Consider the following 15,356-nt stretch of genomic DNA (forward strand, 5'->3'; position numbering starts at 1 on the left):
GAGCATCCCCGAGGAGGCAACCGCATGGACCGCCTGCAACACCCGCTTTTCGCCCGGGCCTTCGCACGCGCCGTCGCCGGCATGGACCGCCGCGGGGCCGCAGAGCACCGCCGCCGCATCGTGGCCGGGCTACAGGGATCTGTGGTCGAAATCGGCGCAGGGGCGGGATCGTCTTTTCCGCTGTACCCGCCTGCCGTCACCCATGTCCTTGCCCTGGAGCCCGATGACTATCTCAGAAGCGTGGCGGAGAAAGCAGCAGCCTCGGCCAGTGTGCCGGTCACCGTTGCGGCCGGCGCCGCGGAGCACATTCCCGCCACTACCGGAAGCGTGGACGCCGTGGTGGCAAGTTTGGTCCTCTGCAGCGTCTGGGACCAGGCCACCGCCCTCGCGGAGATCCGCCGCGTGCTCAAGCCCGGCGGAACCCTGGCCTACTACGAGCACGTCCGGTCCGCCCATGCGGTCCTGGCCAGGGCCGAAGACGTGCTGACCCCGGTCTGGGGACGGTTCATGGGCGGCTGCCATCTCAACCGGGACACCCTTGCCGCCATCACCGCGGCGGGATTCACAGTCCAGGACAACCAACGCTTCGATTTTGCCGTTGCGCGGTTCAACCCGCCCATGGCCCACATCCTGGGAACCGCCATCAGCCCCGGGGCGCCTGATTGAACCGGCCCCGCCGTCGTACCCTTGCCTTAGGTTAAAACCACGAAGCCCACGCGTTCCGAACGGATCCGGCATGACAGACGTGAACGTCCAGGAGCGCAGCTCCCTCCAGCTGGCCATCACCGACGCCGCGAGCCTGACGGCGGAGCAGACGCTGGCGCGCCTGGGTTCCGGGCCTGGCGGCCTCACCGGGGAGGAAGCGGCCGCCCGCCTCCTGCAGCTCGGCCCCAACGCGGTCCGCACGCACCGCGCCAACGCCTGGGCTGTACTGGGCAGACAGTTTGCCAGCCCCATCCTCATTCTGCTGATCGTCACCGCCGGGTTGTCCCTCTTCCTTGGCGACGCCACCAACTCCATCGTCATCGGTGTGATCCTGCTGGCCAGCGTAGGCCTCGGCTTCACCAACGAGTACCGTGCGGAGCGGGCATCCGAAGCCCTGCACGACCGCGTAACGCACAGGGCCGTGGTGCTCCGCGACGGAACCACCGGTGAAATGGACGTGACCGCCCTGGTGCCGGGCGACGTCGTCCATCTCTCCCTGGGTGCCATCATCCCGGCGGACATCCGGCTCCTGACCACCAACAATCTTCTCTGCGATGAAAGCATCCTCACCGGGGAGTCCCAGCCTGCGGCCAAGGAAGTTGCTCCCGTTTCCGCCGGTTCAGCATTGGGCGACCTCGCCTCCTGCGTGTTCATGGGCACGGTGGTCCAGTCCGGCGGCTGCACCGGGGTGGTGGTGGCCACCGGCGGCCGGGCCGAATTCGGGCGCATCGCACTCGGGCTGGGCGAGAGGCAGCCGCAGACCGAGTTCCAGCTGGGACTCAAGCGGTTCTCCTTCCTGCTGCTGCAGGTAGCCATGGTGCTCACCTCGCTGATCTTCGTGGCCAACCTGCTGCTGCAACGTCCGCTCATTGAATCCCTGCTGTTCTCGCTGGCAATTGCCGTCGGCATCACCCCTCAGTTGCTCCCGGCCGTGGTCAGCACATCCTTGGCCACCGGCACCCGACAGCTGGCCAAGCGCAAGGTGCTGGTCAAACGCCTGGTATGCATCGAGGACCTGGGGGACATGGACATCCTGGTCACGGACAAGACCGGCACCCTGACGGAGGGCAGGATCAGCTTCACCGGTGCGCTGCCAGCCGCCCCGGAGACGTCCGACGACGGCCTGCTCACCTTGGGCCTGCTGGCCACCGAGACCGATTATGCGGAGGCCAAGAATTCCCCGGCCGGGCAGAACCCGCTGGACGCCGCCCTCTGGGACAGCCCCGGGGCGTCCGGTTTCGATCCGGGGCGCTTCGAGCGGGTGGACCTGATCGGCTTTGACCACCAGCGCCGCCGCACCACCGTGCTGGTCCGGGAGCACGCCGGCCCTGCGAAGCTGGTCACCAAGGGCGCCCCGGAGGACATCCTGGCCCTCTGCGGACCCACCCCGGCCGCCGTGCAGGCACTGCTGGACCAACAGTTCGACGCCGGCTCCCGGGTGGTTGCCGTGGCCACCCGCCCGGCCGCGGGGCTGGAAAGGCTGGCGCCGGCGGACGAGCGGAACCTGACCCTGGCCGGTTTCCTCGTCTTCCTGGACCGGCCCAAAGCCAATGCCCGGCAGTCCCTGGACCGCCTTGAGGCACTGGGGATCTCGGTGAAGATCGCCACCGGGGACAACGCTAAAGTGGCGGAGAAGGTCTGCGCGGACCTGGACGTGATTTCCGGCGGCACGCTCACCGGCTCCCAGGTCGAGGCGATGTCCGACGCCGACCTCGCCGCCGCCGTGCGGACGGCCACGATCTTCGCGCGCGTTTCGCCCGAACAAAAGGCGCGCATCATCGGCCTGCTGCGCCTCAGCGGCGGCTCCGTGGGCTTCATGGGCGACGGCGTCAACGACGCCCTGGCACTTCACAAGGCGGACATCGGCATTTCCGTGGACACCGCAACGGACGTGGCCAAAGACGCGGCCGACGTCGTGCTGCTGGACAAGGACCTGGGCGTGCTGGCGGACGGCGTGATGGAGGGCCGGCGGATCTTCGCCAACACCATCAAGTACGTGCTGATGGGCACGTCCAGCAATTTCGGCAACATGTTCAGCGCGGCGGTGGCCTCCGTGGTGCTGAGTTTCCTGCCCATGCTGCCGGGCCAGATCCTGCTGAACAACCTGCTGTACGACTCCGGGCAGCTGGCCATTCCGGGGGACCGGGTGGACAAGGAACAGCTGCGGGCGCCGTCGCACTGGGACATCGCGTTCATCCGGCGGTTCATGCTGCTGTTCGGGCCGATCAGTTCGCTGTTCGACTTCGCGACGTTCGGGCTGATGCTGTTCGTGTTCGCCGCAGCGCCGGGGGAGTTCCGGGCCGGCTGGTTCATCGAATCCATCGCAACCCAGACGCTGATCATCTTCGCCATCCGCACCCGGCGGGTCCCCTTTCTGCGGAGCCGGCCCTCAGCGGGCCTCATCGCCGCCTCGCTGGGAGTTGTGGCCCTCGGCATCTTCCTGCCGCTGTCACCTGCGGCCGCAGTTCTGGGCTTCGACCCCTTGCCGGTGCCGTTCTTCCTGGCCCTGCTGGGCATGGTGGTGGTGTATCTGGTGCTGGTGGAGGCTGCCAAACAATGGTTCTTCGCGCGCGACGCCCAGCAGCTGCCCGCCCTGCCGCCGCCCGTCCGGCGCCGGAAGGATACGCACCACATCTCCCGGCGGGCCTTCCGGTTCAGCATCCCCGTCAAGGTGCCCCCTGTCCCGGTCCCTGCGTCCCGCAGAAACCTGTTGAAGGGCCGAAGGGCACAGCGGGGGACGACTGTCCGTAACCTTTAGGGCGCGCAGTGCCGAGGGTTGTTAGCATGGTGAAAAGAGACGCTGGGGGCTTTCCAAAAACGGATCCGGGGTGATGCAGCCCGCCGTGGATGCGTTCGATTTCGGAGCGTTTTTACATGTGGCGTGAACCAATTAGGCGGCGGACCCGGGAACTCCTACGGGAGTTTGTAGAGCGGGCGGATGATCTTGTCCGGGCACAGGAACATGTCGAGGGGCTGCTCGGCGCAGTGGTCTCCATGACAGAGGACCTGAGCCTGGAAGCAGTACTGGACCGGCTGGTGCAGTCGGCGTGCGAACTGGTGGGGGCACGGTACGGGGCCCTGGGTGTCATCGGCGACGACCAGCAGCTCAGCCACTTCATCACCGTGGGCATCGATGAAGAGGGTGCCCGGGTCATCGGTGACCTGCCCACCGGCCATGGCGTGCTTGGCGAGCTGATCCGGGAACCCAAGCCGTTGCGGCTCCACGATTTGGGCGAGCATCCAATAGCGGTGGGGTTTCCTTCCAACCATCCGCCCATGAGTACCTTCCTGGGCGTCCCGGTCCGGGTCCGGAACGAGGTCTTCGGGAACCTGTACCTGACGGAGAAGATCGGTGACCAGGATTTCACCGGTGAGGACGAGGACCTCGCTGTCGCCCTGGCGGCGGCCGCCGGGGTGGCCATCCAGAACGCGAAGTTGTTTGATGACACCAGGCGGCGCCAGCGCTGGCTGGAAGCGGGCATGGAAGTCAGTGACCGACTCAAGGACCAGCCACGCTCCGACACGGAGAACCTGGACATGATTGCTGAACGCGCCCTAAACGCCTCGGCTTCCGTCCTGGCCCTGATCGCCTCAGTGGGGCCGGACGGAATCATCAGGTGCCGGACCTCGGTGGGTGCCCAGTCGATGCCAGGCGGCCAGGAAATGCCTGCTGCCGCCGTCCTGTCCGAAGTCCTGGAAACGGGGGAGTCCAAGGTCCTGGCCGACCCGCTCCTGTGGTTCGATCCGACGTCTGCCGAGAAGTTGGGGCCGGTCCTGGTGGCTGCCCTGGGCAGCAACAGCGACGGCCACCGCGACAGCGTCCTGGTCCTGGCCAGGGCTGTTGGCGGAGCACGGTATACGGAAGTGGACGTTGAGCAAAGCGCCGTATTTGCGTCCCGGATAGGCCTGACGCTGGACCTGCTCAAGGCGAACCAGTTGCGGGAAGAGCACGCCCTGTTCATTGACCGGGAACGGATTGCGGCGGACCTGCACGACCTGGTGATCCAGCGGCTCTTCGCTGCCGGACTGAGCATCCAGGGCCTGCGCCGCTACACCGCGGATCCGCCTGCCCACGAGCGGCGCATTGCCGGGATCACAGCAGAACTGGACGACTGCATCCATCAGCTCCGGGACACCATCTACTCCCTGCAGGCCCGGGAGCCCGATAAGGAACTACTGAGCGGACGCGTGTTGCGCGCTGTCCAGGAGGCCGCAAACGCTTCCGGTTTCCTCCCCCGGATCCAGTTTTCCGGGCCGGTGGACGATGCGGTAGACGACGACGTCGCCGCACAGTTGCTGCCGGTACTCCACGAAAGCGTCAGCAACGCCGTCAGGCATTCGGGATCAGAGGACATCGCCATCCTGCTCGCCGTCCAGGATGGCGACGTGGTCCTCACAGTCCGGGATACCGGGCGCGGATTCAACGATCCACAACGGGTCAGCGGGTTGACCAACATGAAGAACCGGGCCACCCGTCTGGGCGGGGAATGCATCATCGACAGCGTCCCGGGCAAGGGCACGAGTGTGACATGGAGGGCGCCCGCATCCGGCTGAGCGGGTTACTGGACCGTGACCGGCTCAAGATGGTGCCTGCTCACCATGGTTCCGGGGTGGCGGTCAGGGGGCGGTCAGTGCAGCAGCTCCCACGCTCGGGGGATGGGAGCGGGAATCAGGTGGCCCCGCCGCCGGAAGCCCAGTTTATGGAGCACGGAAGACACGTGGGCGGCCACGGCGGCGTCCGGCAGCACCATCTCCTGCCCGATCTGGAGGTTGGTCAGTCCGCGGGCCATCAGGGCCAGTACATTCCGTTCCGTCCGCGTCATGGCCTTCAGCCAAGGGGCCGAAGCGGTGGCGTACAGGCTCTCGGCCACCCGCTCCCTGACGCCGGCGCCGATGGGGGAAATGCCGGCGGCGGTGCTGCGGATGCAGTTGATCAATGCGTCACTGTCTCCGATCCGCTTGAGCACGTAGCCAGAAGCGCCCGCCAGGACCGCTGCCCGTACGGCGTGCTGTTCGTCCCAGCCGGTAAGGATCAGGCAACGCACCTCAGGAGCGGTGGAGCGCAGGTCGCGGCACACCTCGATGCCCGTGCCGTCCGGGAGCCTGTCATCCAGCACCACGATGTCCGGCTGCAGGACGTGGATCAGGCGCCGGGCTTCTGCAGCGGATCCGCTTTCGCCAACTACATCGAAGCCAAAGTGTTCGAGCAGGTCGCCAAGGCCTTTCCGGACCATTTCATGGTCAGTGAGGATGAAGACCCGGAGGGGCAGGATGGCGGACCAAGACTCGTCGGGGGGTGCTGCAGGTGTATTCATGAAGACGCTCTCATCAACTCGATGCCCTCCCCGGCTGCCCTTTCCCCTGCAGCCGCCCCTCCGGGAGGAACTTCATTAAATTATCGGGCACTTAGGGCCAGCCAATTCCCAGCGCCGTCCCGGACGAAGCCGGAACATCCCGGGGGACGCTGCAGACGGCGCAGATGGTGCTGTGCTCGGGCCCCGCTACCCATTCATGGGACTCCTCCAGCCGGTATTCATACCGCCCCCCGAGCTTCTGGAGCCGGTTCAGGGCCACGCTGGCAGTTTCCCACGAACCCCAGCGGCCCACCACCCCTCCGCTGTCCTTGGAAATGACATTGCATCCGCCGTGTCCGAGCTCGGCGGCGTGGTCCAGGCCGCCTGGCGGTTCGTTGCCGGCGTGTACGGCCTTGTACTCGTCCATGGTTGCCAATGTTCCATACCTCCCTGCCCAGGCTCAGGCGGCCTGCTGCTGCGGCCGGGTGAGGAAAACCTCCAGCGACTGGAGCGTGGCGACTGCGTCCTGGAAGGCGGGGTTGCGGTGCGGATGCAGCCGGTGCAGCAGGCCTCCGTTGTATTGGAGGCGGCGGCGTGCGGTGCTGACGGCGCGGACAGCGTGGTCGGGATCTTCAGGACGGCGCGGCAGGACGCTGTTCAGGCACTGGATCGAAGCAAGGGCGACGGCCAGGACGTTGGCATCCATTTGCTGGCCCGCTGCACGGTGCTGCCGCAGCTGGACGGCGAAACCGTCCCAGATCTCCCGTGCGGCCGCCCGGGCCACCTCGGTCCGGGCCCCGTTAGCGGAGAATCCCCGGTCCAGGAACTCCTTGTACAGGGCGTCGAACCGGCCGGCCTGCTCTTCGGCCTTCTCCGTAGCGTCACGGTCCGGAGCTGATGCCGGGACGAAATTGGACGGGTGGAGGAGCATCGCCCGCCGGCGCGCGGCGTCCGCCTGCGACAGGGGAGCGGGACGGAAGGTGAGGATGTCAGCGGACATGTCGCCCTTTCAAAATCCAGCCAGCTGGGTGCGGCTGCACGCCGGCGGGCATCCTTGACGGTGCCTCCGGCGGAAGGTCACGGGGGTTTCACGGTGGAAAGCCGCTCCGGCCTCGCAATGTGAGGACCCGGACGGTGCCTTTACAAGGATGCCAATCCTCCCGGGCCCGCTATAGGGCTGAAGGTCCCGTCCTGGACGCGGGCCACCGGCGTTCACCGGGGCCGGGGGCTTTGTGCCCTGTTTCAGGCTCCGGGGCCGCCCTAGCCTGAAACAAACAGGGCGGTGTAAGGCCGCCTGCCGGATCCGGGAGGCACACGGTGAAATCGGTAAACGCAAGCATCATCGCAGGCGTGATCCTCATTGCCCTGGGCGGCCTGTTGCTCCTGGACCGGCTGGGCGTCATGGATACTGCTGCGTTCGTGGCGCCGCTGATTTTCGCGGCCGTGGGGGTGTTGTTCCTGTCCCTGTTCATCCGGCGCCGGGAGAGCTGGTGGGCGGCCATCCCCGGGTCCGTGTTCCTGGGCCTGGCAGCTGTTGTCATCGCCACCGAGCTCACCGGAGGCGCCTGGGGCGCGGCCTTCCTGTTCCTCTTCATGGGTGCCGGGTTCGGGGCCGTGTTCGTGCGGGAACCGGGCAATTGGTGGGCGCTGATACCTTCCGGCGTCATGTTTACGCTGGCGGTCATCGTGGCCCTCCCGCAGGAACTGCAGGGTACGCCCACGGCAGCCGTCCTCTTCCTGGGCCTGGCGGCCACCTTCGGCGTGCTTTCCCTGGTCCCGGTCCGCGTTGATGAGGCCGGCAACCGCAGGGAACGGATGAAATGGCCGTTGATTCCGGCGGGCATCCTTGCCGTCATGGGCCTGATCTTCGTGCTGCAGGCCATGGCCGTGCTGATCCCGGTGGATTTCGCCTTCCCTGCAGTAATGATCGTGGCCGGCATCGCCCTCATGGTCTACGCCTACCTTGCCCACCGCGACGGCCGGCAGAGGGCCCACGGTCCCGGCCCGCGGGCAGGCTGACCCGGCACGCTGCGACCGCCAGCCACAGTTCGGCGCGGCCGATGGCTGCCACCAGGGGCAACTGGTCGGCGCGGCCCAGGTAGATCCCGGCTACGGCGTACATGCCGAGGGGGAAGATCACGCTCCACAGGCCCGGCTCGTAGTACAACGGCACGCGGTGGAGCACGTGGCGCCACCAGCCGGCGGCGGGGAGCACCGGGAAGAGCCACGGGGCGAAGGACCAGAACACCACGGAGACGCCCGCCACCAGCCCGCGCGTTGCATCCACCATGGGCGCGCCTGCCATCTCCACGGTCCGTGCGCCAATTCCAGTGTCCACGGTACGACGTAGCCGAGCACCACCCAGGCGAGCACCGCGACCGTAAGCAGCACCGCCGTCGCGCCCTGCCATCCCGCCATGCCAAGGCGCGTCCCCAGCACGTTTGTTCCGGCGATGAACGTGAAGAAGCCGAACGCCCGCCCGGGATCCATGAAGTCGCTGCGCATGGCGGCGGCGAACCTGGCCAGGCGGAACAGGCTGGGGACAAGAATCAGGAGGTAGGAGAGGGCGCACACCACCAGCAGCACCATGGACAGTGCGTGGAAGCCCTCAAGCACGAGCCCCACGGAGATGATGCCGCTGCCCATGGTGAGCGCGAAGTAGCCGGGAGTGAGCGTCCGTCCGCGGGGCTCCGCAGAAACAGAGGAAAAAGTCCCAGCCGCCCGCTACGACGCTGCCTGTGCCCGTGCCCAGTGCGCCCCCAGCAGCGCGGCAACCCGTTCCGGCTCCGCACGGTGCGGCGGGTCGAAATGGTGCCGGCCGGGAAACACCTCCAGCCGGAAATCAGGGAAGACTCGGGACAGGCGCCCAGCGTTGTCCCCCTGCTCATCCGGGCTGCTCATGCCGCCCAGCACAAAGAGCACCGGCTTTTCGAAGGCCGCCAGCCGGCCGCGGTCCAGGCCGTAGGTGTTGAACGCATGCAGGAAGGCGCTGATCCCGGCCGGGCGCTTGGCCATCCACGGCGGCGGGGGACCCGGCGGCGGAGGCGGCAGGACGGCGTCGGGCTTCACCTGCAGCCTCATGAAGGCGGCCATGAATTCCTCCTGCGGCAGGTCGCGCAGTTCTCCGTACCGGTGCCACAGCCGGGTGTGTTCCGGGCTCCAGTCCCAGGTGCCTGCCCAGGCCGGTTCAAGGAGAGCCAGGCTCAGCAGCCGTTCCGGGTGCCGGGCCGTGAGCGCCAGTGCCGCTGCGCCACCACCGGAATACCCCAGCAGGTGGAAGGTATCCCAGCCGCGGGCGTCCGCCTCGCGGAGCACGCCGTCCGCTTCGGTGTCCAGGCTCCAGCCGGGCGGGGGAGCGTCGCCCGCGTAGAGCTCAAGGTCCTTGGCCACGGCATCAACTGTGCCCTCCAGTGCCGCCAGCAACGCGCCATATGCGGGGCCGGCGGGGAGGACGCTGCCGGGCAGGAGGATGACCCGGAACGGTTCCATGGCTGGGGCTCCTTCCGACGGTACGCCAGGGGCGGACACGGTTACTTCGCCGCCGCTCCGCGTGCCCCGGCTTTGGTGGCCCGGGCCTTGGGCTCCTTGGCTTCCTTGGGCGGCAGGGTGGCGACGTAAGCCAGCGCCTTTTCGGCCCATGCCCGCGCCCGGGTGTCGTCGCCGTCGCCCTCTTCATTCCACACTTCCGGCAGTCCGGTGTAGCCACCCATGGGCCTGTCCGCCGGCCCGAACGGGACGGTCCGTTCGGATGACTCCAGCAGCTCCGCGTCCTCCCGGGAGAGCTTCACCCCGATGGTGGACCCGAACAGTCCCGCGAACATGTTGCCGTTGATGAACGCGCCGAGATTGCCGAACATCGGCTTCACCACAACTCCGGGATGGCTGGGGACCACACGGCGGAACCGCTCTTTTTCTTCCTCGGTTGCCTTGGGCATTTCCATGGCGTCACCTCCCGGTGGCAGGGTTTTTCCGCAGGTCTGGATGCAGGATATGCCCGTTGGGTGCCGCCGTCGAGGGCTGGCCGCCACCCCTGCGCAGCAGGCAAGAATTCCGCCCCTGAGCAGGTCAAACTTCCCGCGCCGGTGCTATACCTGACCATAGGCAACTACTTTGTGGCTGCCTTGGGAAGGGCGAATTCCGAGGATCCGGGGGCTTCCCCGGAGGGTTGGAGGCGATGGTGCTGACAACTCCAGGGCCGGGCCCCGCCGGACGCAGCACGCGGACGGGCCGGAAGCACCTGGGCGGACTGGTCCTCGCCGCGCTCGCCCTGCTCACCGGCTGCAGCGGAGGCACCAGCCAGTCGGTGTCCACGGCCCTCAAAGACAGTTCCTCCGCCGTCGCCACCGCCCGCATCGCGCTCCGCCAGGACATGGACGGCAAACTGACCCGTGCCGCAGCCTCCACCACCCTGGACGATGAGCTCAAGGAGATCCAGACCAGCCGGAGCACCGTCCTGAAGCTCTCCCCGGCCACGCAGGAGGAGCGCGACACCCAGAAGCAGGCGCTGGACGTGCTGGACCAGTGCGCCGCCGGCTTTGCCACGGCACGCGCCGCGTTGGCAGCGAACGACGGCGGCACCCCCTCCGTGTCCGACGGGGACAAGGCGCTCGCCGACGCGCAGGACGCCCTCAAACAGCTCGAAGGCAAGGTGGGGTCCCCATGAAGGCTGAACCGTGAAGCGGCTCCTCGGCGTCGCGCTCGGGATCCTCACTGCCATCGGCGGGTTTGTGGACATCGGGGACCTGGTGACCAACGCCGTCGTCGGATCCCGCTTTGGCCTGTCCCTGGTGTGGGTAGTGGCTGTGGGCGTGGTGGGGATCTGCCTGTTCGCCAACATGTCCGGCCGGGTGGCCGCTGCTTCCGGCCGGGCTACCTTTGAGGTGATCCGCGAACGGCTGGGCGCGCGGGCCGGGCTGGCCAACCTCGCGGCCTCCTTCCTCATCAACCTGATGACCGTGACGGCCGAGATCGGAGGCGTTGCCCTGGCCCTGCAGCTGGCCAGCAGCGTGTACTACCTGCTGTGGATTCCCGTGGCGGCACTGGCCGTGTGGCTGGTGGTCTGGCGCGTCAGGTTCACCATCATGGAGAACGTCACGGGCCTGCTGGGGCTGACCCTGATCATCTTTGCGGTGGCACTGTTCCTGCTGAAGCCGGACTGGGGCATGCTGGCCGGGCAGCTGGCGCCCGCCGTGCCGGAACAGGAAACGGTGTGGACGTACAGCTACTACGCCATCGCCCTGTTCGGCGCGGCCATGACCCCGTATGAGGTGTTCTTCTTCTCCTCCGGTGCCGTGGAGGAGGGGTGGACGGTAAAGGACCTGCTCCAGGAGCGGATCAACGTCCTGGTGGGATTCCCGCTGGGCGGCCTGCTGTCCGTCGCCATCGCCGCGTGCGCCGCCGTCGTCCTGCTCCCGGCCGGAATCTCGGTGACCTCGCTGTCCCAGGTGGTCCTGCCCGTCGCGGAGGGCGCCGGGAAGATCGGGTTGGCGCTGGTCCTGGTGGGGATCGTGGCGGCGACGTTCGGTGCGGCGCTGGAAACCACACTCTCCAGCGGCTACACGCTGGCCCAGTTCTTTGGCTGGTCCTGGGGCAAGTTCCGCCGGCCCGCGGAGGCCGCCCGCTTCCACCTGGCCATGATCGTCTGTCTGCTGGTGGGCATCGCGGTCCTGGCTACCGGCGTGGATCCGGTCCTGGTGACCGAATACTCGGTGGTGTTCTCGGCGATCGCCCTGCCCCTGACCTACCTGCCCATCCTCATCGTGGCCAACGACCCCCAGTACATGCGCGAGCATGTCAACGGGAGGGTGGTCAATGTCCTGGGCATGGTCTACCTGGTGATCATCCTGGTGGCCTCCATCGCCGCCATCCCCCTCATGATCGTGACAGGAGCCGGCTCATGACATCCTCGCCCGACCCGCTGCTTCCCGCCCCGCCGGTGGCCGGGCGCGTCCTGGACGCCCAGTTGCACCTGCTGGACCGGCAGGTTCTGGATCACGACGGCGTCCCGGTCACCACCGTCGACGACCTCGAGTTGAGCGGGCCCGCGGTGGACGTGGAGATTGAGCCGGGGACCGCGGCGCCGGTCGTCACTGCATTGCTGACGGGGCCGGTGCTGGGGACGCGCATCTTTGGCGGCAGGCCGCCGTCGTCCCGGCTGATCCGCATCCCATGGAATGGCGTGGCCGAGGTGGGCGTGGTGCTGCGGTTTGGCATCAGCGGGGAGTCGCTGGACGCGGGCTGGGTGGAGCGGTGGGTCCGGGACAAGATCATTGCGCGCATTCCGGGAGGCCGCCATGATCCTCGGTGACCTGCTGGGCACCCCCGTCCATGATGCCGACGGCGGGAGGCTGGGCCGGGTGGCAGACGTCAGGTTCGTCCTGGACGGCACCCCGCAGCAGCTGATGGCGGAGCCGCGCCTGCTGGGGCTGGTCATCGGCCCGCACAGCACGGCCTCCTTCATGGGCTACGACCGGAACGGCCTCACGCGGCCCCGGCTGGTGGCCAGGATCCTCCGCTGGCGGCACCGCGGGTCCTTCCTGGTGCTGTGGGAGGACATCGCCATGGTGGGCCCGCGCTCGGTCCGGCTCCGGCCCGGATTCACCCGCTACAGCGCGGCGCTGCAGAAGGCTGCGAACGGATAGGGCGGAGTTGAAGAGACCCGCAATTAGGCGTGCGGCGGATCTCCTGTAGTGTTGACCCTGTTGTTGTGTTTATGCAGTTGGTAGTTCAGGCAGTACGCACGGTCGAAAGTCCGTGTTCTTCTGAAGTAGCGGTTTTTGAACACCCCACGCCGGAGGGCCCGAAAGTCGGGACGTTCCCTCCACCTTCACGAAGGACAAAAATAATGGCTACTGGTACCGTCAAATGGTTTAACGCTGAAAAGGGCTTCGGCTTCATCTCCCCGGACGACTCCTCGCAGGACGTTTTCGCGCACTACTCCGCGATCAACTCCTCCGGCTTCCGCTCCCTCGAAGAGAACCAGAAGGTTTCCTTCGACACCGAACAGGGCCCCAAGGGTCCCCAGGCCACCAACATCCAGGCTCTCTAATTTCCTAGGGATCCGGGACCGTTAGGTTTCAAAAGCAGGGCTTGCCGTTTCACGGCAAGCCCTGCTTTTTTGTTAACCCGCGCCTTTCGTGGTCCGCTCCCAGGCCCTCGGTTTTTCCTCCTCGACAAAGTTCAGTTGAAGGAGCAATCTATTAGGTGCGTACGTACGCAGCGTGCCAACCCCACGCCCACGGCGGCGTTTGGAAAACTCCAACCAGCGCGGCACCAGTTGGGGTGGTGCATGTCCGGCACGATGCTCGGCCGGCCCGGCTGCCTGCGCTCCCCGGCATCGGCAGCCGGCACTTTCACTCCGATAATCAGTGGCCGGTTCGGCCCCATGAGCAGTGACTTGAATCGGCCATAGCTGTACACCGGCTGATGGCCGGTTGCCGTTCAAGGAAGCATTGCTATGAAGAGTAGTCGGGGAAGCAATTCCAGATTCAAGAAACTGGCGTTTATCGTTGCCTTCGCTGTTTCGCTGCTGGCCTCAATGGCTGCAGCGGGTCCCGCCTCGGCGGGCCAGCCGGGCCACCGGACGTGGGAGGTCCAGGTGGGCTCTGAGTCCCGCAACCAGGCAATCCAGGGCATGCAGTTCCTCCCCTCCGAGATTTTCATCAACGAGCAGGACACCATCACATGGGAGGCCAACTCCGCGGAGATCCACACAGTGACGTTCCTGGCATCGGGACAGCCGCTGCAGCCGTTCAATCCGTTCAACAACGATGAGCTGTTGAAGCGCGGAGGGGATAGCTACGACGGGCATTCGTATTACAACTCGGGCCTCCTGGCCAACGTTGACGTGCCCGGCTTCCCGGACGCCAGGAGTTACAGCCTGTCGTTCCCGCGCGAAGGCGATTTCACCTACTACTGCCTGGTTCACGGCGCCGTGATGAAGGGGACGGTGCACGTCCGCGAGCAGGGGACTGACTATCCGTACAGCCAGGCCGATTACGACAAGTCATCGCGGGCCGAGGAGCGGTCCATCCTGCGCGACGGACGCGAGCTCACCGCTGACCTGGCGGACCAGGCCACCAGCCACAGGGTGATCGCAGGCGGTGACGACGGCGTTGCGATGGTTATGCGCTTCGTCCGGCCCACCGTGACAGTGCATGTGGGCGATACCGTCGTGTTCGCCAATACCGGCATGGACGCTCCCCATACCGTCACGTTTGGTACCGAACCGGCGAACATTTTCGCCCCGTCCGGCGACCCGACGCATTTCACCGGGGGCAACCTCAACTCGGGAATCATGTGGCCCGGCGCTGAGTTCGCGGTGACCTTCCAGGCACAAGGTACGTTCGAGTACATCTGTGCACTCCATGACTACATGGGCATGGTGGGGAAGGTGAAGGTCGTCGACTGACGCCTGATTTTCACGCGGTCCGGTTGGGGCGGTTGCCCCGGCCGGACCGTTTGCGTGTCCCCGGTGTCAGTGCAGCCCCATCGCCTCTCGCACTTCATCGAGGATGTGGTGCATGGCCCGTTCCGCCACGGCAGTGTCTCCGCCGGCCACGGCAGCCGCCACATCCTCGTGTGCCTGCAGCGCCTCGGCCCGCGGCTTGAACGGCATAAGCCCCTGCCGGGTGCGGCTGGTCAGGACCTCCGCCACCATCCCCTCCAGCGCCCGGAACATTTCGTTGCCGCAGCTGCGCAGCAGCAGTTGGTGGAAGGCAATGTCGGCGGCCAGGAAAGCCTGCAGGTCCCCGGCTTCCCCCAGCCGGCGGAGGTCCCCGGCCAGGGACACCAGCTGTGCGCGTTCGGCGGCGCTGGCCCGGCGTGCGGCGCCGGCGGCGGCAATGGGCTCGACGGCGATGCGGAGCTCGGTCAGGCTGCTGTACTGCAATTCCCGCCGATCCGAGGCCAGCCGCCACCGCACCAGCTTCGGGTCAAAGACATTCCACAATGACGGGTCCTGCACCACGATGCCCACCCGGCGCCGGGAATAGACCAAATTCATGGACTCCAGGACTTTCATGGTGTCCCGCGCGACGGTGCGCGAGATCCCGTAGTCCTGCTGCAGCCCTTCAAGGGTCAGCCTGCTTCCCGGCGCGAGGCGCCCGGAGGCGACAGCGACTCCCACCGCCTCAAGCACCCGTTCGTGCATGGCCGGGGAGGACCCGCCGTCGTGCATCTCATCGCCATCCTGGACTGTCGCCGTCGACATTCTCTCCCCGTTCGCTCACGCGCCGCTGCGCCCTCCCAGAATAGCGGGAATTGGGCCAAAGGTATGACTTGTGACACGAATAGATAGCATCTTCCAGAAGGAAAGGTGATACCTTATCGCTTGGCCCGTTGCAGGCGGGTCCACAT

At 66.8% G+C, this 15,356-nt stretch carries 17 protein-coding genes and 1 pseudogene; 10 read left to right on the top strand and 8 right to left on the bottom strand.

Annotated features, from left to right (window positions below; translation table 11 throughout):
- Positions 1-24: 24 nt before the first annotated feature.
- The 3 genes from MRBLMD1_RS14215 to MRBLMD1_RS14225 all read left to right on the top strand — a co-directional run bounded on the left by MRBLMD1_RS14215 (position 25) and on the right by MRBLMD1_RS14225 (position 5,259).
- Entirely contained in the window at positions 25-666 is a 642-nt protein-coding gene (locus MRBLMD1_RS14215) for a class I SAM-dependent methyltransferase (RefSeq protein ID WP_364400731.1), read from the top strand.
- A gap of 70 nt (positions 667-736) precedes the next feature.
- A complete protein-coding gene (mgtA, locus tag MRBLMD1_RS14220; protein WP_364400734.1) occupies positions 737-3,463 on the top strand; it encodes a magnesium-translocating P-type ATPase in 2,727 nt (908 codons plus the stop codon).
- A 116-nt stretch (positions 3,464-3,579) separates the two neighbouring features.
- Complete coding sequence (locus MRBLMD1_RS14225; RefSeq protein WP_364400737.1) at positions 3,580-5,259, top strand: GAF domain-containing sensor histidine kinase; 1,680 nt, start codon at positions 3,580-3,582, stop codon at positions 5,257-5,259.
- Between the two features lie 74 nt (positions 5,260-5,333).
- On the opposite strand, the gene MRBLMD1_RS14230 is transcribed toward MRBLMD1_RS14225, so the two are convergent.
- The 3 genes from MRBLMD1_RS14230 to MRBLMD1_RS14240 all read right to left on the bottom strand — a co-directional run bounded on the left by MRBLMD1_RS14230 (position 5,334) and on the right by MRBLMD1_RS14240 (position 6,999).
- The gene (locus tag MRBLMD1_RS14230; RefSeq protein ID WP_364400740.1) at positions 5,334-6,020 is read right to left on the bottom strand and encodes a response regulator transcription factor; all 687 of its coding nucleotides are present in this window, start codon (positions 6,018-6,020) and stop codon (positions 5,334-5,336) included.
- 91 nt (positions 6,021-6,111) lie between these two features.
- Positions 6,112-6,426 (bottom strand): hypothetical protein, encoded by a 315-nt coding sequence (locus MRBLMD1_RS14235; protein ID WP_364400743.1) that lies wholly within the window; start codon positions 6,424-6,426, stop codon positions 6,112-6,114.
- A gap of 33 nt (positions 6,427-6,459) precedes the next feature.
- Positions 6,460-6,999, bottom strand: coding sequence for a hypothetical protein (locus tag MRBLMD1_RS14240; protein WP_364400746.1), 540 nt, complete (start codon positions 6,997-6,999; stop codon positions 6,460-6,462).
- A 317-nt stretch (positions 7,000-7,316) separates the two neighbouring features.
- Between MRBLMD1_RS14240 and MRBLMD1_RS14245 the strand changes: the two genes are divergently transcribed.
- The gene (locus tag MRBLMD1_RS14245) at positions 7,317-8,018 is read left to right on the top strand and encodes a hypothetical protein (RefSeq protein WP_364400749.1); all 702 of its coding nucleotides are present in this window, start codon (positions 7,317-7,319) and stop codon (positions 8,016-8,018) included.
- Here MRBLMD1_RS14245 and MRBLMD1_RS14250 read toward each other — a convergent pair.
- The 4 genes and pseudogenes from MRBLMD1_RS14250 to MRBLMD1_RS14265 form a co-directional block, all read right to left on the bottom strand.
- Positions 7,945-8,337 carry a hypothetical protein gene (locus MRBLMD1_RS14250; protein ID WP_364400752.1) on the bottom strand — a complete coding sequence of 131 codons (393 nt, stop codon included), beginning with the start codon at positions 8,335-8,337 and terminating at the stop codon, positions 7,945-7,947. The genes MRBLMD1_RS14245 and MRBLMD1_RS14250 overlap by 74 nt on opposite strands.
- A 50-nt stretch (positions 8,338-8,387) precedes the next feature.
- Positions 8,388-8,645: pseudogene (locus MRBLMD1_RS14255) on the bottom strand (tellurite resistance protein permease); the annotation flags it as partial.
- Between the two features lie 78 nt (positions 8,646-8,723).
- Complete coding sequence (locus MRBLMD1_RS14260) at positions 8,724-9,488, bottom strand: alpha/beta fold hydrolase (RefSeq protein WP_364400755.1); 765 nt, start codon at positions 9,486-9,488, stop codon at positions 8,724-8,726.
- Positions 9,489-9,529: 41 nt separating this feature from the next.
- On the bottom strand, positions 9,530-9,940 hold the full coding sequence (locus MRBLMD1_RS14265; RefSeq protein ID WP_307488620.1) for a TfoX/Sxy family protein: 411 nt from the start codon (positions 9,938-9,940) through the stop codon (positions 9,530-9,532).
- 236 nt (positions 9,941-10,176) lie between these two features.
- Here MRBLMD1_RS14265 and MRBLMD1_RS14270 point away from each other — a divergent pair, with 236 nt between their 5' ends.
- The 6 genes from MRBLMD1_RS14270 to MRBLMD1_RS14295 all read left to right on the top strand — a co-directional run bounded on the left by MRBLMD1_RS14270 (position 10,177) and on the right by MRBLMD1_RS14295 (position 14,409).
- Positions 10,177-10,662: a hypothetical protein gene (locus MRBLMD1_RS14270; protein WP_159632629.1), complete on the top strand. Its 486-nt coding sequence runs from the start codon at positions 10,177-10,179 to the stop codon at positions 10,660-10,662.
- A 10-nt stretch (positions 10,663-10,672) separates the two neighbouring features.
- Complete coding sequence (locus MRBLMD1_RS14275) at positions 10,673-11,899, top strand: NRAMP family divalent metal transporter (RefSeq protein WP_275180471.1); 1,227 nt, start codon at positions 10,673-10,675, stop codon at positions 11,897-11,899.
- Entirely contained in the window at positions 11,896-12,306 is a 411-nt protein-coding gene (locus MRBLMD1_RS14280) for a hypothetical protein (protein WP_364400761.1), read from the top strand. Before MRBLMD1_RS14275 ends, MRBLMD1_RS14280 begins: the two co-directional genes overlap by 4 nt.
- The gene (locus MRBLMD1_RS14285) at positions 12,293-12,640 is read left to right on the top strand and encodes a PRC-barrel domain-containing protein (RefSeq protein ID WP_275180469.1); all 348 of its coding nucleotides are present in this window, start codon (positions 12,293-12,295) and stop codon (positions 12,638-12,640) included. Before MRBLMD1_RS14280 ends, MRBLMD1_RS14285 begins: the two co-directional genes overlap by 14 nt.
- A gap of 203 nt (positions 12,641-12,843) precedes the next feature.
- The gene (locus MRBLMD1_RS14290; protein WP_015936345.1) at positions 12,844-13,047 is read left to right on the top strand and encodes a cold-shock protein; all 204 of its coding nucleotides are present in this window, start codon (positions 12,844-12,846) and stop codon (positions 13,045-13,047) included.
- 408 nt (positions 13,048-13,455) lie between these two features.
- Positions 13,456-14,409, top strand: a complete 954-nt coding sequence (locus MRBLMD1_RS14295) for a plastocyanin/azurin family copper-binding protein (protein WP_364400766.1) — start codon at positions 13,456-13,458, stop codon at positions 14,407-14,409.
- Positions 14,410-14,475: 66 nt separating this feature from the next.
- On the opposite strand, the gene MRBLMD1_RS14300 is transcribed toward MRBLMD1_RS14295, so the two are convergent.
- The gene (locus MRBLMD1_RS14300) at positions 14,476-15,210 is read right to left on the bottom strand and encodes a FadR/GntR family transcriptional regulator (protein WP_159632624.1); all 735 of its coding nucleotides are present in this window, start codon (positions 15,208-15,210) and stop codon (positions 14,476-14,478) included.
- Positions 15,211-15,356 lie beyond the last annotated feature (146 nt).

The organism is Pseudarthrobacter sp. LMD1-1-1.1 (assembly GCF_040676255.1).
Lineage (GTDB): Bacteria > Actinomycetota > Actinomycetes > Actinomycetales > Micrococcaceae > Arthrobacter.